The 18,469-nt window shown below is 45.0% G+C and carries 18 protein-coding genes; 13 read left to right on the top strand and 5 right to left on the bottom strand.

Going from position 1 to position 18,469, the window contains the following annotated elements:
* The first annotated feature begins 22 nt into the window (after positions 1 to 22).
* The 6 genes from mcrD to EO98_RS01845 all read left to right on the top strand — a co-directional run bounded on the left by mcrD (position 23) and on the right by EO98_RS01845 (position 5,993).
* Positions 23 to 535 carry a methyl-coenzyme M reductase operon protein D gene (gene mcrD, locus EO98_RS01820; protein WP_048141823.1) on the top strand — a complete coding sequence of 171 codons (513 nt, stop codon included), beginning with the start codon at positions 23 to 25 and terminating at the stop codon, positions 533 to 535.
* 6 nt (positions 536 to 541) lie between these two features.
* Complete coding sequence (gene mcrC / locus EO98_RS01825) at positions 542 to 1,162, top strand: methyl-coenzyme M reductase I operon protein C (protein ID WP_048131298.1); 621 nt, start codon at positions 542 to 544, stop codon at positions 1,160 to 1,162.
* A gap of 1 nt (position 1,163) precedes the next feature.
* Positions 1,164 to 1,910, top strand: a complete 747-nt coding sequence (mcrG, locus tag EO98_RS01830) for a coenzyme-B sulfoethylthiotransferase subunit gamma (RefSeq protein ID WP_048141825.1) — start codon at positions 1,164 to 1,166, stop codon at positions 1,908 to 1,910.
* A 10-nt stretch (positions 1,911 to 1,920) separates the two neighbouring features.
* On the top strand, positions 1,921 to 3,636 hold the full coding sequence (mcrA, locus tag EO98_RS01835) for a coenzyme-B sulfoethylthiotransferase subunit alpha (protein ID WP_048141827.1): 1,716 nt from the start codon (positions 1,921 to 1,923) through the stop codon (positions 3,634 to 3,636).
* A 1,405-nt stretch (positions 3,637 to 5,041) separates the two neighbouring features.
* Positions 5,042 to 5,497, top strand: coding sequence for a type IV pilin N-terminal domain-containing protein (locus tag EO98_RS01840; protein ID WP_048141829.1), 456 nt, complete (start codon positions 5,042 to 5,044; stop codon positions 5,495 to 5,497).
* Positions 5,498 to 5,573: 76 nt separating this feature from the next.
* Complete coding sequence (locus EO98_RS01845) at positions 5,574 to 5,993, top strand: hypothetical protein (protein WP_048141831.1); 420 nt, start codon at positions 5,574 to 5,576, stop codon at positions 5,991 to 5,993.
* A gap of 368 nt (positions 5,994 to 6,361) precedes the next feature.
* Here the strand turns inward: EO98_RS01845 and aroA are convergent, their stop codons facing one another.
* The 5 genes from aroA to EO98_RS19015 all read right to left on the bottom strand — a co-directional run bounded on the left by aroA (position 6,362) and on the right by EO98_RS19015 (position 11,046).
* A complete protein-coding gene (gene aroA, locus EO98_RS01850; protein ID WP_048141835.1) occupies positions 6,362 to 7,654 on the bottom strand; it encodes a 3-phosphoshikimate 1-carboxyvinyltransferase in 1,293 nt (430 codons plus the stop codon).
* A gap of 114 nt (positions 7,655 to 7,768) precedes the next feature.
* Positions 7,769 to 8,422 (bottom strand): thymidylate synthase, encoded by a 654-nt coding sequence (locus EO98_RS01855; protein WP_048141837.1) that lies wholly within the window; start codon positions 8,420 to 8,422, stop codon positions 7,769 to 7,771.
* Positions 8,423 to 8,996: 574 nt separating this feature from the next.
* On the bottom strand, positions 8,997 to 9,857 hold the full coding sequence (gene htpX, locus EO98_RS01860) for a zinc metalloprotease HtpX (protein WP_048141839.1): 861 nt from the start codon (positions 9,855 to 9,857) through the stop codon (positions 8,997 to 8,999).
* 595 nt (positions 9,858 to 10,452) lie between these two features.
* On the bottom strand, positions 10,453 to 10,809 hold the full coding sequence (locus tag EO98_RS19010) for a dihydrofolate reductase family protein (RefSeq protein WP_255350252.1): 357 nt from the start codon (positions 10,807 to 10,809) through the stop codon (positions 10,453 to 10,455).
* A gap of 3 nt (positions 10,810 to 10,812) precedes the next feature.
* Positions 10,813 to 11,046, bottom strand: coding sequence for a dihydrofolate reductase family protein (locus tag EO98_RS19015; RefSeq protein ID WP_235283716.1), 234 nt, complete (start codon positions 11,044 to 11,046; stop codon positions 10,813 to 10,815).
* A 107-nt stretch (positions 11,047 to 11,153) separates the two neighbouring features.
* On the opposite strand from EO98_RS19015, the gene EO98_RS01870 reads away from it, so the two are divergent.
* The 7 genes from EO98_RS01870 (at position 11,154) to EO98_RS01900 (ending at position 18,408) form a co-directional block, all read left to right on the top strand.
* A complete protein-coding gene (locus EO98_RS01870) occupies positions 11,154 to 11,963 on the top strand; it encodes a hypothetical protein (RefSeq protein ID WP_048141843.1) in 810 nt (269 codons plus the stop codon).
* A 337-nt stretch (positions 11,964 to 12,300) separates the two neighbouring features.
* Positions 12,301 to 12,822 carry a hypothetical protein gene (locus EO98_RS01875; RefSeq protein ID WP_048141922.1) on the top strand — a complete coding sequence of 174 codons (522 nt, stop codon included), beginning with the start codon at positions 12,301 to 12,303 and terminating at the stop codon, positions 12,820 to 12,822.
* Between the two features lie 277 nt (positions 12,823 to 13,099).
* On the top strand, positions 13,100 to 14,218 hold the full coding sequence (locus EO98_RS01880) for an iron ABC transporter substrate-binding protein (protein WP_048141845.1): 1,119 nt from the start codon (positions 13,100 to 13,102) through the stop codon (positions 14,216 to 14,218).
* A complete protein-coding gene (locus tag EO98_RS01885; protein ID WP_048141846.1) occupies positions 14,215 to 14,838 on the top strand; it encodes a class I SAM-dependent methyltransferase in 624 nt (207 codons plus the stop codon). Before EO98_RS01880 ends, EO98_RS01885 begins: the two co-directional genes overlap by 4 nt.
* 3 nt (positions 14,839 to 14,841) lie before the next feature.
* On the top strand, positions 14,842 to 16,623 hold the full coding sequence (locus tag EO98_RS01890; protein ID WP_048141848.1) for a radical SAM protein: 1,782 nt from the start codon (positions 14,842 to 14,844) through the stop codon (positions 16,621 to 16,623).
* On the top strand, positions 16,616 to 17,635 hold the full coding sequence (locus EO98_RS01895) for an iron ABC transporter permease (protein ID WP_048141850.1): 1,020 nt from the start codon (positions 16,616 to 16,618) through the stop codon (positions 17,633 to 17,635). The genes EO98_RS01890 and EO98_RS01895 overlap by 8 nt, the downstream gene beginning before the upstream one ends.
* Positions 17,626 to 18,408: an ABC transporter ATP-binding protein gene (locus EO98_RS01900; protein ID WP_048141852.1), complete on the top strand. Its 783-nt coding sequence runs from the start codon at positions 17,626 to 17,628 to the stop codon at positions 18,406 to 18,408. Before EO98_RS01895 ends, EO98_RS01900 begins: the two co-directional genes overlap by 10 nt.
* Positions 18,409 to 18,469 lie beyond the last annotated feature (61 nt).

Consider the following 18,469-nt stretch of genomic DNA (forward strand, 5'->3'; position numbering starts at 1 on the left):
ATATAACTCGAAAGGTCTAACGATGTCAGACTCTGCTTCAAACACGGAAGATTCTATCCAAATCGAAATCTTTCCCAGTAGAATCCTGTCCCCCGAAACCGCTCAGAAGCTTATTACTGAGCTCTATAGGATTGACGGGATAATCCGCGTTATGGTCCAGGGCTCGAGACTCCCCGAAAAGGTGTCTTCAGGCCCCGGTACTGGAGAAAAGGTGGAACACCCCTTAAGGAAGCCTATTCAGATCGGAGATCAGGTTATTGAACTTAAGATCAGTGTAGGTAGGATCAGGCTTGAAATCTCGAATGCCGAAACTAAAGAAAAGGTCAGGTCAGTATGCGAAAAAGTGCTCCCGTTCTCTTTTGAATTCAGGGAAGGATATTTCTTCAGGAAACAGCCTACCGTGACTGACTATGCAAAATTTGGTCCTGATACTGATCCTCTCATGCTTGGTATGGTAGATCCCAAATCCAAGGGAAACCAGCTTATCTTCATCGAGAAACAAGATACAGAAGATTTCAATGATACAGATGAGTGAAAAGGTATGATGATCGATCGGGAAACACAGGTAGTGGACTGCCGATGCGGCGGAGGACTAGGCAAAGGAGGAGGGCTTGCTCAAAGAGGCACTCTTTCGGAAGCTGGTCGTGCCGATGTGGTAGCTATTGCTATGAGTCCCGGCCAGAGGCATATCACAAAACCGGTATGTGAGATTACATACGGAATGAGGAAAGAAAACATTCAGGTGAGTGTGCTCGTACTTTATTCAGGTTCAGGGATTCCCGAATCAGGCATGAGGACAGGATCATTTGTACTGAGTCCGGTAGAAGTCGCACAGATTGAAATGCACAAACTGGCTGTTATTCACCTCGGAAATATTAAGGACCATGTAATTAGAAAAACAAGGGAGATACTGAGCCAGGCTGATATTCCGGCAATTGTAGTCAGCCAGATCCCGGTGGATTTTGAGGATTTTGCAGAAGCAGGGATAAAGACGAGATTAGTGATGCCAAGGGATGAAAATATTCGTACCAAGGGAATTGTAATGGATATGGTAAGTGGAGTTACACGTGGTGACTTCTGTCCCAGGGATAAACTAAATCTAATCGTAAAATACGTCAAGACGACATTAGACCAGTTAGAAAATCACAAAGGAGTTGCATGAGATGGCATACAAACCACAGTTTTATCCAGGCGCGACATCAGTTGGCGCTAACCGCAGAAAGCACATGTCTGGGAACCTTGAGAAACTCAGGGAGATTTCAGACGAAGACTTAACTGCAGTCCTTGGACACCGTGCACCAGGGAGCGACTACCCAAGCACCCACCCACCACTTGCAGAGATGGGAGAGCCCGCATGCTCGGTCCGCGAGGCTGTAGCAGCAACACCCGGTGCAGCAGCAGGAGACAGGGTCAGGTACGTTCAGTTCGCTGACTCAATGTACAACGCTCCAGCTACCCCTTACTTCAGATCATACTTCGCAGCAATTAACTTCAGAGGTGTAGATCCAGGTACCCTTTCCGGTCGTCAGATCGTTGAAGCCCGTGAAAGAGACATGGAACAGTGCGCAAAGGTTCAGATGGAAACCGAAATGAGCTGCCCTGCACTTTCCGGTATGCGCGGTGCAACTGTGCACGGACACTCTGTCCGTCTTCAGGAAGACGGTGTAATGTTCGACATGCTTGACAGAAGGAGATTCGAAAACGGCACCATCATCATGGACAAGGACCAGGTTGCAATTCCACTCGACAGGAAAGTAGACCTTGGCAAGCCCATGTCTGAAGAAGAAGCCGCAAAGAGAACCACCATCTACCGTGTGGACAATGTAGCCTTCAGGGACGACGCAGAAGTCGTTGAATGGGTACACAGAGTATTCGATGAGAGAACTACCTACGGATTCCAGCCGAAATGAGGTGACCACAATGGCAGCAGACATTTTCTCAAAATTCAAAAAGTCAATGGAAGTCAAGTTCACACAGGAATACGGTTCAAACCAGCAGTCCACCACGGACATCACTGACAAGACCGAGAAGTTCCTGAGACTTGGACCTGCACAGGACGCAAGAAAGGCCGAGATGATTAAGGCCGGAAAGGAACTTGCAGAGAAGAGAGGCCTTGCATTCTACAACCCAATGATGCACACCGGTGCACCACTCGGTCAGCGTGCAATCACTCCTTACGTCATCTCCGGTACTGACATCGTTGCCGAACCTGACGACCTGCACTACGTGAACAACGCTGCAATGCAGCAGATGTGGGACGACATCAGGAGAACCTGTATTGTCGGTCTTGACATGGCTCACGAGACCCTCGAGAAGAGGCTTGGTAAGGAAGTTACTCCTGAAACCATCAACCACTACCTTGAGACCCTCAACCACGCCATGCCCGGTGCAGCAGTGGTTCAGGAAATGATGGTCGAAACCCATCCTGCCCTTGTTGACGACTGCTACGTCAAGATCTTTACTGGTGACGACGAACTCGCAGATGAAGTCGACAAGCAGTATGTCATTAACATCAACAAGATGTTCAATGAAGAACAGGCAGCCCAGATTAAGGCCTCCATCGGCAAGACAACCTGGCAGGCAATCCACATCCCAACAATTGTCTCCAGAACAACTGACGGTGCTCAGACCTCCAGGTGGGCAGCCATGCAGATCGGTATGTCCTTCATCTCCGCATACAACATGTGCGCTGGTGAAGCAGCAGTAGCTGACCTGTCTTTCGCTGCAAAGCACGCAGCTCTCGTCTCTATGGGTGAAATGCTCCCCGCAAGGCGTGCACGTGGTCCTAACGAGCCCGGTGGATTATCCTTCGGTCACCTCTCAGACATCGTCCAGACAAGCCGCACAGTGACTGACGACCCAGCAAAGGTCGCCCTTGAAGTCGTCGGTGCAGGCTGCATGCTCTACGACCAGATCTGGCTCGGGTCCTACATGTCCGGTGGTGTCGGGTTCACACAGTATGCAACAGCTGCATACACCGATGACATCCTCGACAACAACGTGTACTACGACGTTGACTACATCAACGACAAGTACAACGGTGCTGCAAACCTCGGCAAGGACAACAAGGTAAAGGCCACCCTCGAAGTCGTAAAGGACATCGCAACCGAGTCCACACTCTACGGTATCGAGACCTACGAGAAGTTCCCAACTGCCCTTGAAGACCACTTCGGTGGATCCCAGAGAGCAACCGTGCTCGCAGCTGCAGCTGGTGTTGCAACTTCCCTTGCAACCGCAAACGCAAACGCTGGTCTCTCTGGCTGGTACCTCTCCATGTACCTGCACAAGGAAGCATGGGGCCGTCTCGGCTTCTTCGGATACGACCTGCAGGACCAGTGCGGTGCCACAAACGTTCTGTCCTACCAGGGCGACGAAGGTCTCCCAGACGAACTCCGTGGTCCAAACTACCCCAACTATGCAATGAACGTAGGTCACCAGGGTGGATACGCAGGTATCGCTCAGGCAGCCCACGCAGGCCGCGGCGACGCATTCACCGTCAACCCACTCATCAAGGTCTGCTTCGCTGACGATCTCATGCCCTTCAACTTTGCAGAGCCCAGGAGAGAGTTCGGCCGCGGTGCCATCAGAGAGTTCATGCCTGCTGGTGAGAGAGCCCTCATCATCCCGGCAAAATAAACTCAATAAATTAAACACTTTAAAACAGAGTAGGCCTTCTGGCCTGCTTTTTCTCTTTTTTTCAAATCAGGATTTTATCTCAGCTTTTTTCTTCGCTTTGTTGTTTCAAGAATTTATTGAAAAATCTTTCTTTAGAATCTGATTTTTAATTTAGGGGTTACAAATCTTTAATAGAGCTGTAATGAGGTCTGCAATAGGATCTGTAATATAGGTCGAGATGATGAAGAAATAGAAAACCTGATACACCAATCCCTACAATCGTTTTTCAAGGAATTCTGTATTTCTCCCGGTGTTTAAAATATGTCCGTTGGTCGTGATTTTTTGTTTTTGTCGAACCCTAAATCCGTTGAAATCTTAAAAAATATTATAGTGATACCATGTCATTAGATAAATGATATAATATTAGAATGATGTACTACTTTATATGCCGATAAAATATCATTATGTGTTAAAAATATTATATACTGGAAGAACCTAGTATAACTTGTGTTCCAATCCCTTAAACACCCCTAAACACTCCCTTAACCCCCCCCCCTAAAAACCCCTTAAACACCCCTAAAAACCCCTAAACACTCCCCTAAAACCCCTTACAAACATCTACTCCATAAGTAAAGGGACAAAACGGAGACACAATTTATATAAACATAATATAGAGTCCATTACATCAATCCTCCTATAAAAACAAAAAGAATCTCTAAATCCGAACTAGAACTCCCTGTTTTTTTGGATTGAAAATCAAACTTTTTCTTTATGACATCTGGTCACTTTTTTTAAATGTGCCACTCACATACTATGACCTCAACATCTGTAAATATCTGTAATTCTTCAGATACTTCCTGCCCAATAGCCGTTTTCTCCCCTGATAATAGCTTTATTCTTTGTTATTTTTCTGAAGGAATTTTGTGGAGATATTTTATTTATTTGAAGCTAAGTTACTTGTTTTTCAATTCAGCACAAGCAAGCAATTTAACTTTAACATATGACTCAAATAGTACTCATTAGGGTTTATTATTTTGGATGCTCGGATGATGCCAGTTTTTTATATCCCTTTCTTCTGCAGATGTTTTCGAGACAAATAAACTAAAATATCCAATGATCACATTTTTTACGTTTTTTCAAGCATACAGGCGGTTTAATATTTCTTATTTATTTTTTAAATATTTATATCCATTTCCAGTTGAATTAGTTTTAAATATAACTTCTTACATAATTAGTGACTATCACAGTATTTAATTATTCATTCAGGCTTGCAAGGGGAAAAGGGGTAGCCTTGAGCTCGAGATGTGGGGGTATTATCGGGCTTCAGGTAATTAATGTCGTGCAATCACTGCGACGAAAGCCCGCCCTTTTTTCTTTTGTATGAGACGAGAATGCCTGAGAGTTGTATGTCTAGGGGGTATTTACTCTGGTATTTGAAAAATTAAAAAGAAACTCCAGTGGAGTTTCATCTGTCCTGGGTGAGATTCTTATCACAGGGGTTTTTGTTCTTTCGCTAGGTTCGCTATTCATATTTGTGAATTCCATCGACACTCCTGCCGATTCTACTCACATCTCGGTTGAGGAATGGGTGGACGCTCCTTCCAATACCATTTACCTGCGTCACGTTGGAGGAGAGCCCATTTATACAAAAGATCTGAAAATCAATGTCAATATAGATGGTGAAACCCATGTATATTCCTCAGCCAATATTTCCGAAAATCTGGGTGGAAAAAGCTTCTGGGAACTTGCAGACGTCATTGAAATCAACACAAGTAAGGAATGGGGTCGCAGTGTTCCAGACGAAGATAATGTGGATGTGAAATTGATCGATACGGAATCAAGGGAAGTTCTCCCTAAATGCAGGATCAGCTTCTCGCCGTAATCCTCCTCCTTCTATTGACTTTGAGATCCAGGATGGCGCAGTAATTCCAGCAGACCACTTTATCAGCAGTTTTACGGTGCTTGGGGCCGCAATCCAATCAAACGGGCATGACCTAAAGGTGACTATGCAGTTTAAGGTTGGAAACGACACTTTAGATCCATGGAACTATGCCCTGCCAGTGGCCGGTAATGTTAATGACAGCAAGACTCATTTATGGAACCTTCCAGCTATCTATCCGGCAGGTATGCCAGTTTCGATAAGTGGCAAGTCTTGGAACAGTGGGGACCACGATTCCACTCTCAATACAGATTGGACGAAGCTGTATGAGGTTAAGTCCGATACCAATTCTCCTTGTGTGAAGGTACTCAGGAACGGTGACTCTGTCCCTAACATTCCCGGTTTCATGAACCAGAACTCAATTGCCGAGTTTGTAGACGACTATGTTGAAAACGTTAAAATCGTACTGGACGGAAAATGGGGCTATTTTCCTGTTTGAGCTGGGGACCACGACCCTTACAGATCCAGCTACTGATTTCCAGGACCTTGTTATTTTGATGACGAGATCCCGCGCCTGCAAGTTAATCCTGCAGAAACTGAAATTTTGCGTCACAAAACTCAGTTTCAGAGCCTGAAACCGGACCATTCCTCGGTTTCGGTTCTCAGGCTCGGATCAAATGAGCACGGGAGGATAATATTGATTTCCTCCTCTTTTTTTCATTATGAGAATAAAAAAGTCTGGTTTTGTAAACGGAATAAGAGCGACATTCTCTGAAAAGCTTACAGGAGTCGCTTATCTGTGGAGGTTTCCATTTTCCTGTTGAGGCCAAGAAATAGTAAAAAAGGCTGCAGGAAATCCTGCAGGATTTATTTTTCCGAGATCTCCTCTATTTTTGCCCCAAGGTTGCGCATATCTTTAAAGAAATCAGGGTAAGAGATAGAAACGGACTCAGTAGTGTCAATAGTTGTGTTTCCTGCGATCATACCTGCCATTGCAAGTGCCATAACAATCCTGTGGTCATCCCAGCCGTGGACTGCTGCTCCATGCAGAGATCCCCCGGTAATTGTCAGGCTGTCTTTTTCTTCTTTAAGCCGGACTCCCAGTTTCGGAAGTTCAATTGCAAGGGCGCGGAGCCTATCGGTTTCCTTATACCGTACATGTTCGGCGTTTTCAATCCGGCTAGTTCCAACAGCGACAGAGGCCAGGACGGCAACAGTTGGCACAAGGTCCGGGGTTGCGCCAGCATCGAAGGTGATGGCTTTGAGGGGCTTTCCTCCCCTGACCGTAACCTTTCCGGCTTTCCTGTCCCAGGTGATGTCTGCTCCCATGCGTTCCAGGGTTTCGACAATTACGAGGTCTCCCTGTTTGGAGGGGAAGAGGTTTTTGACTGTAACTTCGGATCCTTCAATCATGGCCGCAGATGCAAGCAGGTAGGAAGCAGAGGAAAAATCGCCTGGAATGGTATACTCTTTGAGATCATATTTCTGTTTTCCAGGGATGATGAATCTGGTACCGTTATTATCATCGGTATGGATTTTGACTCCTGCCAGTTCGAGCATTTCCAGGGTCACGTCAACATAGGGCTTTGATTTAAGTTCTCCGACGATTGAGAGAGTGGTGCTGTTTTTGGCCAGGGGGCAGGCTATAAGGAGTGCGGAGATAAACTGGGAACTGATAGAACCGTCAATTTTCACAATAGCTCCTCCAAGTTCCCCTTTGACCACAATCGGAGCCCTTTCGTTTCCGCGGGTTGAGAAAGCTTTTACCCCCAGCTTGTTAAGGACCTCGAGAAGGGGTCCATTGGGCCTTGTACGAAGGGAAGCATCTCCCGTAAGTACGGTGATTCCTTCAGTGAGGGCTGCAATTGCTGTCATGAAGCGGAGGGTTGTCCCGGAGTTTGCAGCATCAATTACATCATCCGGAACTTTGGGCTTTCCATTCACACCCTGGATAAGGAGGTCCTCTCCCTCCCGTTTTATGGAAGCTCCGAACATCCTGGAGGCATGGATGGTAGCGAGGGTGTCAGCTGAGATCAAGGGGCGATGGACGACTGCTTCTTTAGATAGGGCTGCCAGGGTTATTGCCCGGTGAGTATAACTTTTTGAGGGCGGGGCAAAGACCTCCCCTTTAATCGATGATTTATTGATCGAAACACGCATTTACAACAGGACTCCGGGTTTTTCTTCTGTTTATTCTATATTGTTTATTCTATTATCTACATGGAATACTTACTCTGATCAGGTTTTTCTATCTCAATTCGTATAAGTTGAGATTCAGCACACGCCTTTCACGATATTTTCTACCATATCCCAGTCGTGGTTGTAAACATGGGCTGAAATGCTGACCGTGGTGATTGTTCCGGGTTCGATTCCTACCCTTTTGGCAACGTATTCAAGGAGGCTGGAAAGTCCGTAAAGGTTTGCAGGGTAGGCTCCCCCAAAATCGTGGCTCCTGAAGAGAGTTGTCAGATGAACCTTTCCGTCCCTGATCTTGAAGTCGTCGAGGATCATGCAGGGAACTTCATTGACTTTAGTGTCCACAGGCGGGATCCAGGTGACAGCCGTAGCCCGCCGGGTAGTGGGGCTCTCCTGCAGCTTCTCGATTACATATTCGATCTGATCAACTTCTCCATTCCAGTTTCTGAGGCGCTGACCGTAGGTGTACTCAAAGTCCTGTACGTTTTCGCCAGAGATCAGCTGCTTTGCATACTCTTCAAGCCTTTCTTCATTCCAGGCAGTATCTTCGGGAATTCTGTCCGTATAGGGGTCTTCAATTACTACCATCAAGTCCATGAATTCCCTGATCTGGCTTCCCCTTTCGTCGGTAATTACCTGTCCGTGGTTCCAGATGATGTTAAGCCCGCGGTACCATGCATCAGAGATATTCTTTGCTCTGATGATCCTGCCAATCTCAAACTTGTCTTCCATAGAAAATTCCCCGATCAGGTTAAGATAGGGTGTCGATAATCAACATAATAATTTATTATTGCAAAAATACTTTTCAGCCTGATTTATTAATCTGACTTTTCGAACGTTTTCTACAAATGGTAAATAAAAACGGTAAATAAGAACCGGTAAATATGCTGTTTTGTCAGGTCCTGTTTTCTTACCTTTTTGTTAGCACATTCATTATAAACTGATGCTTTTGCTGACTTTCTTTTATTGACTATTTGTCCTTTCTATTTTATCTATCACTCTCTTTTATAAGTGCTTTTTCTCCTGTGAAGTCTAATGATTCTCTGTGCAATCTGATAACATATAGCATACTAAATTTAAAAAAATACCGGACAAACTTTCAGAGTGAAAATGAGGCAAGAAAAATAAATAAATAAATAAATAAATAAATAATGCGGGGGAACAAAAAACAAAAATGAAGAGGTAAAGAGGTAAAGAGGTAAAGGGGTAAAGAGGTAAAGATCTAAAAAGGAAACATGAAAAACAAAAAGATAAATGCAAAAAAATAAAAAATAAAAGTAAAAGTAAAAAAATGTTTAAGAGGGCTTTAGAACCTCATGGCCCTCAGGCGATTTACTCGCTCATCGGTTACCGGGTGGGTCCTGAAGAGGGATTGGAGTGCCCCACCTTTGAGTGGGTTTACGATAAACATATGGGCCGTGGTCTCTTTTGCCTGTACGTCCCTGTTGCTCGGCTGGAAGTGGGAATTTCCGTATTCCAGTTTTTCCAGGGCATTTGCAAGTGCCCAGGGTTTTTTGCACATCCTGGCGCCTTCGTAATCCGCAGCAAATTCCCTTGAACGGGAGATTGCGAGTTGGATCAGGGTTGCAGCCAGAGGCGCGAGAACCGCCATTACGATAAATCCTACAATTCCACCGTTGTCGTCGTCCCTGCTGCCAAAGCCGCCGAAGATTGCAGCCCAACGAGCCCAGGAAGCCAGCATTGTGATAACACCGGCAATTGTTGCAGCCACTGCACTTATCAGAGTGTCGCGGTTTTTGACGTGGGCCAGTTCGTGAGCCAGCACCCCTTCGATCTCTTCATTTGAGAGCAGGTTGAGAATTCCGGTCGTAACCGCCACAGCTGCATGCTGCGGGTTCCTGCCTGTTGCAAACGCATTCGGCATCCCGGACTCAACGATATAAACCTTAGGTTTCGGAAGTCCTCCCTTCATTGCAAGGTCGCTCACGATCCTGTGCAGGTTCGGGGACTCCGCCGGAGTAACCTCCTTTGCCCTGTACATTTTAAGCACGATCGTATCGCTGTACCAGTAACTCCCAAAGTTCATGATGACCGCAAACAAGAATGCGATTATCATTCCGCCCGTCCCACCGAAGTAGTTTCCGATAAGGACCAGAAGCCCTGTAAGGGAAGCGAGCAGAATTGTGGTTTTAAACATATTCTTCATGACTACTCACACGACATCCTCCCAGGCTAACGTCTGGGTTTTCAGTCTTTTGATTCCTATTTCTTGATTTATTTTGTAAGTTTAATCGATAGAATCAATGGTATATACTCTGATTGCATATATATATTTTTTATCTTCAATATGGCTAATTATCCTTTTTGTGACGTTTTTCGTCTCGTGGTTATCTAAAAATGCTCTTAAATTCTATAAAATAGAATGTTTATTCCCCAAATCGGAAGTTCTATTTTTATACAAAATGTCTTATCCTGCCTTCTGCTGCAATCTCCAGATTTTAAATTCTCAACAGCCTTTAAAATATCTGTTTGGGGATATTTCTAGTTAATATGTTTTTGGACGTCAGTTTTAGTTTGATTTCAAACTATTATATTGGGACATCAAGTATATATTTTTTATTGAAAGAAATTTTTAATAAATTAGTTTCAATGAAAATGAATGATGCTTAGATTTTGCCAGTAAGTGTAAGCTGTAAGCAAGATTGATAATCTGAAATTAGCATTAAATTACTCAAGATATGGACTAATTCTTTTCAGAATTTTTAGTGAATTTTTCTATGGTTTACTATTTTTTTTCTATGTCATTCCCCAATTTCATATTCTATTCTTACAAGCCCACTCTCATACCTCTCCGTATCAATCATCCTGAGCCTGACCTCCTTTCCAATCCGGTCAAAAAGCGGTATCCCACTCCCAAGAATAATCGGAACAATAAAAACAATTATATCCTGCGCAAGACCTTCTTCGATAAATATCTTGATAAGTTGCGAACCGCCCACGAGCCAGATATCCTCATCAGTATTTTCCTTCAGCCTGCGCACAAATTCCCCGACGTCCCCGGAAACAAATTCTACGTTTTTCTCTCGGCGCAGGGGTTCTTTTTGTCTGGTAAAAACATATGTTTTCTCCTCCCCGTAAGGCCAGTCTCCGAAGCCCAGGACCTATTCATAGGTTTTTCTGCCCATAAGGACTGTGCCAATTGATGCGTAAAACTCGGAATAGCCGTAGTCGGTTTTGGAACTGTTTCCGTATTCTGTTAACCAGTCGATGCTTCCGTCTTGTAAGGCGATAAAACCGTCGAGGCTACAGGCGATGTAGAGTTTTATTCTGGGTGTATCTCCCTCCTCCCTGAAACGAATTAATGGTTCAACAATTGGTATTGAACCTCTTAACATAAGCGTTAAGATCTCTCTGTTAAAATTTATATAGTAGCAAGTTATTTTGTATCATTAATATACTATCCTTTCTTTTCTCTAGTTTTTGTGAGTTGGATTGGGTTAAGATGGATACAGTTCTAAAATCAAAAAAACTTGTAAAACATGAATCAGGTAAAGAATACCTCGCGACCATTCAGTATATACCTTCTTCAAATACCCATATTATCACTCATAAAGGAGACTTTAAAAAAGGCTTTTTTCTCAAAGACTTTGCTCTTGATTTTATCAAACTCTTTGGTAAACCTTTTATTTCTTCTGTCGCGGAAATTCCTGTTTTTATATTGATAATAACTTGGTTGCTATTGTTTTTTGTTTTAATATTAATATATCAAATCTCTAAATGGGAATTTTTTTTAATTATTCAACTTTTTATTCTTTTACTTGCAATCAAATTGAAGTTTCAGTTCTCTTATATCTTGGAGTATTACAGAGATGCTAAATGCAATAAATGTGGAAAAGAATTTATTTGCCGTGAAATCGAAAAACCGGATTTTAAGGAAATAAGTACACCTGAATACTACAGGATAGAGGCAACTCGATACTGGCGTTGTAAATCCTGTGGATATACAAATATTCGAATAAATTATGAAAGATTCTATACGAAAAAAGGTAAACCAATGAAACTTTCTTCCCTTGCAAAAATTTCCTGCAAAAGATGCGGTAAGACTGGTGCATATATTGAGTCTAAAAAGCCGGATATTATAAGGTCAGAAAGTCGGGGTCGCGAAGAGCTTGTGAAAAGAAGTTATTATAGGTGTAAATTTTGTAGGATTGAAGATATTAAAGGAGTCGAATATATAAGTTATCCTTATGATGACAGTCCTGGACTTTCTTTTTTTATGTACGATGTTACTTATGAAGATTACCCCGATTGAAAGCTTCCTGTGTTTCCTTATCAAAAAAGAATAAATCTTTGATTGTTAAATCCTCATAGACTTAATCTGATTATTAATAAATTACTGGTTCAGACCGTTCGCAAGCGAACGGGATAGGACAGATGGAGTAAGCTATTCAGGCAACCCGGGCGAAGTTTTTGCTATTATTTTCTTCTCGCCTTTTTGGATTAAGCTGGGGTACACAGTTTTTCTCTCATAGTGGTCTCCTATAGAAGACCAGAATAAAGTAAAATTGGTCTCTTATACAAGACCGTTTTCCAGCAAAACTCCATTAAACCCAAACCTTTATACCTTTTCCTTCCCCAAAAACTTCTCCATGTCTTCTTCAGGCATCCCACTTCCCCTCAAAACAGAGCACTCTACCAGAGACCGTCTTTACTGGAACTTCTTCAATATGATCCCCTTCCTGATCGGTTCAATTGCAATTGCCAGGGACTCGATCAAATGGGTTGCCGTTTACATAGGAATAGCTCTCTTTTTCTTTCTGGTAATCGAATTCCGCTTTGCCTGTACCCATTGCCTTTACTACATAAGGAGCAAGGGCTGCGTAAAATGTATGATGCTTTATGGGGTGCCAAAACTTTTTAAAGCCCGTCCCGGCCCTCACAGCCCTTTTGAAAAAGCAGTGACGGTTCTCGGAGCCCTGCCTATGTTTCTTTTTCCGGTTTATTGGCTGGTCAGGGACCCCCTGTTGATGGGAGGATATGTTGTTTCCTGGGCGTTGTTTTTCTTGACCGCAAGGCGGTATGAGTGCATCCGCTGCATTAACTTCGAGTGCCCCATGAATCGGGTGTCAGTTGAAGTGAGGAAAGAGTTTGAAGGAAAAATAGAGAGTTGAATGACACCAGGAGGAATCAGGCCGCTATTTTCCTGTCTATATACTCTGAAAATATACTCTGAAATTATACCTGATATTATAATCTGAAAACTCACGCACAATCGATTGATACTGCATATTTGCTGAAAAACCATCAGTCTGCCGTAAAAACGCAGGAACTTTCTAAAAAACATACTCGGGAGCGTTTTCCATTTTCTTACGTATTGGAATATGTTTTTATACCATTATGTTTATCCGAACATAACGATTAAACCATCAAAAGTCTGTAGGGTTTTCTATGCGTGGAAAAATAGGTACAATATTGATACTTTCTCTGCTGGTTCTAACTGTTGCGTCCTGCGGATGTGCAGAAAATACAGGCCAGCAGGTTGTTCCGAACTCAAGCACTGAACTTCTAAACTCCGGTACCGTGCAGATCACCGACATGCTGGGCAGGCAGCTGACTGTGCCGGGGGAAATGTCCTCGGTAGTAGCCACTTCTCCGCCGTCGACTATTCTCGTGTACATGCTTGCGCCGGACAAACTCGCAGGCTGGAATTTCAAAAATAATTTTACCCAAACTTTCATGGATGAAAATTACACAAAGCTGCCCGTAATAGGGGGCTGGTTCGGGACCCAGACCGGGAACTATGAAACCATAATCAATATGGATCCTGACATTGTAATTGAAGGGTACACCACGGATGGAGAAATCAATGAAGCCATAGAACGCAGGCAGGAAAGTTTCGGCAGCATTCCGGTGGTTGCTGTTGATGATTCCATTATCTTCGTGACACAGTCTGATCCTACAATAGAATACGTGGGTAAACTGCTTGACTGTGAAGCCCAGGCTGAAAAACTGATTGAGTTCCGCAGTTCAGTCCTCAATGAAATCAACAGCACTGTAAAAGACATTCCCGAAGATGAAAAAGTAAGTGTTTACTACGCCGAAGGCCCAAAAGGACTGATGACCGATCCTTCAGGTTCTCAGCACTCCCAGGTAATTGATATCTGCGGCGGTAGCAATGTTGCAGACTGTCCTCTTACTCCAGGAAGCGGCATGACGCAGGTTTCAATAGAGCAGGTCATGGGCTGGGACCCTGAAGTAATTATCACATCAAATCCGCAGTTCTACGCAGCCGTATATTCTGACTCTCTCTGGACAGGTGTGGATGCTGTTCAGAACAGGCGGGTATATCTCGCTCCTCAGAACCCATTTTGCTGGATTGACAGGCCTCAGGGTCCTCACCTTATCCTCGGAACTGCCTGGACTGCAAAAATGCTGTATCCGGACCTTTTCACAGATATGGACCTCCCTCAGTTGACCCGTGAGTTCTACTCGGAATTCTTCCACTATGATCTCACAGACAACGAGCTGGAAACGCTACTTAATCCTGAAGTAGAGGCTGAGAAGTGACCGAGCAGGGCAAATCTCCGGGGTTTCCCTATATTGCCGAGCACATCTTTGCTCCCATCTACCCTGTAATCGCGGCTAATATCATCAAAGAAAGCGGGATAAAACAGGGCACATGTCTGGACCTGGGGTGCGGTATCGCGTCCCTGGGAATCGCTGTTGCGGAAATCACGGATATGCAGGTCTATGGGGTTGATTTTTCAACGGAGATGTGCAGGTTTTCGAAGGATAAAGCTCACCGCCACTGTCTTTCAGGTAAAGTCGTTCCGGTGCAGGCCGATGTACACTTGCTCCCCTTCAGGGATAACTGTGCAGACCTCATAGTAAGCCGCGGTTCAGTATTTTTCTGGAAAGACCTCTCTGTGGCCTTCACAGAAATTTCCCGCATCCTTTCTCCGGGCGGGCAGGCGTGGATAGGGGGAGGTTTTGGTACAAAGGAGTTGAAAGCACAGATTTCTGAAAAAATGGTCGAAATAGACCCTGACTGGCATATCGCTTCAAAAAAACGTCTTAGTCCGGAAAACCTTCAGGCTATGCAGGAAGCTGGAAGACTGATAGACATTCCCTGCCGTGTAATTCAGGATGATTCGGGCTTCTGGATGATATTAAGCAAGGGTGGTTAAAATATGCAGTGCAATGTATGCGAATTCGGATGTGAAATCAATGAATACAGCAGGGGCAGATGCGGCACTTATGTCTGTACTGGCGATACAATAGTCCAGGACCCTGATATGGGATACCTTGGAGCATATCCTGTTTCCATAGAAACGATTCCTTTGCTTCATTATTATCCTTCAGGTAAGTTCCTTCAGGTCTTCAGTACTGGCTGCAATTTCCAGTGTTCAGGGTGTGTTGCTCGTTTGCTGTCATCAGGTAAATCTCTTCCCCGTTCCTCTCTTTCCCCCTCTCAGATAGTGGAAAGGGCCCTGCAGCAAAAGTGTCTGGGTGTAGTTTCCACGCTAAATGAGCCTGCTGCAAATTATTACCTTTTCAGGGACCTTGCGGTGCAGGCAAAAGAAAAAGGTTTGCTCGTGGGTTGTTCCACAAACTGCTATTTCACAGGCAAGACTTTAAACAAGCTTGGGCAACTTGTGGATTTCATGAATGTCGGGATCAAAGGTTATTCTAACCGGAGTTACATAAACTGCGGAGGTCCTTCATCAGCTCCTGTTTTCCGAAACATTTCCCGGCTTTTTGACATGGGAGTGCATGTTGAAACTTCAGTCGTTTATTGCAGGGGAAACGAGGACGATGTGATAAAGGTTGCAGAAGCAGTATCTAACATTTCCCCCGACATTCCTGTTCAGGTAATGAGATTCATTCCCTTCGGGGATGCTCCGATTGAGCTTGAACCCTCCATAGGAGAGGCGGAGAACCTGTGTACCTCTCTGCGTAAGCACGTGGATTATGTATATCTCTTCAATTCTCCGGGTACAAAATTATTGAATACGTATTGTCCTGAATGCGGAGGCACCCTGACAGAGAGGGAATTCTACGGGCCCATGGGTTCCAGGCCTTTAAAACCCTGGATAAATTACACCTGCAAGTGTGGGAAGAGTGTTCCGGTTAAAGGGATAACTGCCATTGAAAGCTTCAGTGAGGAAGGATTCATGGGTGGTTACAGGATAAGCCGGGCTTTCGGTATGGTCCATGCAGTGCTTACGTGTCTGGGAATACTGGATGATTCCAGGTTAATAGATGTCTGGCGTAAGATCTCTGATTCCGGAACCCTTATGCAAATACACCATATGATCCAGCAGCCTTACGCTTACCTTGAGTTTATCAGGCTTATTGCTGAAATGGCGGATGTTCCGAAAAAAGGAGAAGAACTTATTTCTTTTATCCGGACACGTTTGGAGCTTGTCCGGTCCATTGCAGCAGAAAACAGCAATGATGTGAGTCATAAAGTGTATTACTGCATGGGATCTCCCCTCTTTGCCCTGAATGCCGGGAGAATGGAAAACAGCCTTGTAACATTTTCAGGGGGCGTAAGCATTAATAAGCAACTTCAAAAGGAAGGCAAACCGGGTGTAAACGTTTCTCCTTCCTTTATCAATGAGTATAATCCGGACACTATTTTTATCTCCGGTTTCCTTTCCCGCCCTCTCGATGAGTTCTATGCCCTGTGCCGGCAATACGGCATAGAGGCGGATGCTGTAAAACAGCAGCGGGTTTATGCAGTCCCTCCCTCCTGGGATTTCGGAAACCCTCGCTGGCTACTGGGGCTCATGTATATAGCAGACAAATTGCATCCCGGAAACTCCGAAATTGACCTGAAAAAGGAAGCAGATGAGTTCTACATGCAGTTCTACGGCATGCCGTTTGAGGAAGCCACTCCTAACAGGTCTTTTCACAGGCCTTCTTCCGGGACCTGGCCCAGGCATGTTTTGAGGTGTACCCATGCCTGACTGCAGGTATTCCCGCACTGCTCTTGTGTACCTGTTGCCCCTCGCCTTACTCATAGGCTCCCTTTTTGTAGGGAGATATCAGACTCCTGTATCGGCGGTTGTGGATGAGAGCATGAAAGCTTTTTCTTCTCTTATTTTTGGTACTCCTGTTTCAGTTTCCACTTCACACACGGTACTATTCAATGTAAGGCTGCCCAGGATACTTGCAGCTTTGCTGGTAGGAGCGGCGCTTTCCACAGCCGGGGTCTCTTTCCAGGGAATCTTTCGCAATCCCCTTGTCTCCCCCTATATCCTGGGAGTGGGTGCAGGGTCGGGTTTTGGAGCATGCCTGGCAATACTTCTGTGGGACAGTTATCTGCTTATACAGCTGATGGCTTTTGCTTTCGGACTGCTGGCGATGTTTCTTGCCATAAGTATGAGCAAAGCCAGTAAAGGTACGGGAACTCTGGTCTTCGTGCTTTCCGGAATAATTGTGAGTTCTATTTTCACAGCGCTGACTTCACTGGTAAAATATGTGGCGGACCCTTATAATGACCTCCCAGCGATAGTATTCTGGCTCATGGGAAGCCTTGCTGATGTCAGGTACGGGGATCTGCTCTACATATTATTGCCCATGTTTGTCGGGGCTCTGGTGCTTCTTTTTCTCAGGTGGCGGATCAATATACTGTCCCTCGGAGACGAGGAAGCTAAAGCTCTGGGAATGAACGTGGAAAAAATGCGTCTGATCATCATTGTTTGTGCAACCCTTATGACGTCAGCTGCAGTCAGTATCAGCGGTGTTATTGGCTGGGTCGGACTGGTCGTGCCCCACATCGCAAGGATGATAGTAGGTCCCAACTACAGCCGTCTGCTGCCTATGAGTATGGTTATCGGGGCCTCGTTTATGCTGCTTGTGGATGATCTGTCAAGGACTATTGCCGCTACGGAGATTCCCCTGGGAATTCTCACTTCCCTGGTAGGTGCTCCTTTGTTTGCATATCTTGTCCGGAGGGGGCGCATGGGATGGAATTGATGCTAAAAGTGAAATCACTTGCCTTCTCCTATGGAAACGGTCCGGTCTTTGAGAATGTATCTTTCTCGCTAAAAAAAGGCGAGGTTATGTGCATCCTGGGTCCAAACGGAGCAGGAAAGTCCACACTGATAAAATGCATTGCAGGGGTTCTCAAGCCTGCTGCCGGATCTGTCAGCATTCTGGGTGAGGATACGGCTTCGCTCGGGGTAAGGGGTATTGCCAGACTTATAGGTTATGTACCCCAGCAGAATGAAGTAGTGTTTCCTTTTTCCGTGCTTGATTTTGTAGTGATGGGCAGGGCTCCTCATCTTTCCATGTTTGCATCCCCCTGTGCAGAGGATATGGAGATTGCAAGGGAGTCGCTTGCGGTGGTAGGGCTTTCTGACCTTGCGGAAAGGCCGGTTTCCAGTCTCAGCGGCGGGCAGAGCCAGATGGTATTGATCGCCAGGGCTCTTGTCCAGAAACCTGCTCTACTTTTGCTGGATGAACCCACTTCTCACCTTGATTTTGGCAATCAGGTCCTTGTGCTGGAGACCGTGCAGAGGCTGGCATCACTGGGAATGTCCATTGTGATGAACACCCACATGCCGGACCATGCTTTCCTTGTAGGCAGCAAAGCTGCAGCTCTGGCCGAAGGCAGGCTGGTTGCCCTGGGAGAAGTTGAAACAGTTGTAACCAGTAAAATGATGTCTTCGGTCTATGGTGTAAAAGTAGCTGTCCGGGAAATCGAAGATATGAAAAGAAAAGTGTGTCTGCCCCTGCAAGGTAGGTAATGCACTGAAAACAGATGCCAAACTGAAACATTGAAAACAGATACCAAACTGAAAATAAATT

The organism is Methanosarcina sp. 2.H.T.1A.6 (genome assembly GCF_000979455.1).
GTDB lineage: Archaea > Halobacteriota > Methanosarcinia > Methanosarcinales > Methanosarcinaceae > Methanosarcina.

Excerpts from the sequence above, each read along its gene's own strand:
- htpX (WP_048141839.1), bottom strand. The coding sequence starts at position 9,857 with ATGAAGAATATGTTTAAAACCACAATTCTGCTCGCTTCCCTTACAGGG.
- EO98_RS01890 (WP_048141848.1), top strand. The coding sequence starts at position 14,842 with ATGCAGTGCAATGTATGCGAATTCGGATGTGAAATCAATGAATACAGC.
- EO98_RS01855 (WP_048141837.1), bottom strand. The coding sequence starts at position 8,422 with ATGGAAGACAAGTTTGAGATTGGCAGGATCATCAGAGCAAAGAATATC.
- EO98_RS01880 (WP_048141845.1), top strand. The coding sequence starts at position 13,100 with ATGCGTGGAAAAATAGGTACAATATTGATACTTTCTCTGCTGGTTCTA.
- mcrD (WP_048141823.1), top strand. The coding sequence starts at position 23 with ATGTCAGACTCTGCTTCAAACACGGAAGATTCTATCCAAATCGAAATC.
- mcrA (WP_048141827.1), top strand. The coding sequence starts at position 1,921 with ATGGCAGCAGACATTTTCTCAAAATTCAAAAAGTCAATGGAAGTCAAG.
- EO98_RS01870 (WP_048141843.1), top strand. The coding sequence starts at position 11,154 with ATGGATACAGTTCTAAAATCAAAAAAACTTGTAAAACATGAATCAGGT.
- EO98_RS01875 (WP_048141922.1), top strand. The coding sequence starts at position 12,301 with ATGTCTTCTTCAGGCATCCCACTTCCCCTCAAAACAGAGCACTCTACC.
- EO98_RS01900 (WP_048141852.1), top strand. The coding sequence starts at position 17,626 with ATGGAATTGATGCTAAAAGTGAAATCACTTGCCTTCTCCTATGGAAAC.
- EO98_RS19015 (WP_235283716.1), bottom strand. The coding sequence starts at position 11,046 with ATGTTAAGAGGTTCAATACCAATTGTTGAACCATTAATTCGTTTCAGG.
- EO98_RS01895 (WP_048141850.1), top strand. The coding sequence starts at position 16,616 with ATGCCTGACTGCAGGTATTCCCGCACTGCTCTTGTGTACCTGTTGCCC.
- aroA (WP_048141835.1), bottom strand. The coding sequence starts at position 7,654 with ATGCGTGTTTCGATCAATAAATCATCGATTAAAGGGGAGGTCTTTGCC.
- mcrC (WP_048131298.1), top strand. The coding sequence starts at position 542 with ATGATGATCGATCGGGAAACACAGGTAGTGGACTGCCGATGCGGCGGA.
- mcrG (WP_048141825.1), top strand. The coding sequence starts at position 1,164 with ATGGCATACAAACCACAGTTTTATCCAGGCGCGACATCAGTTGGCGCT.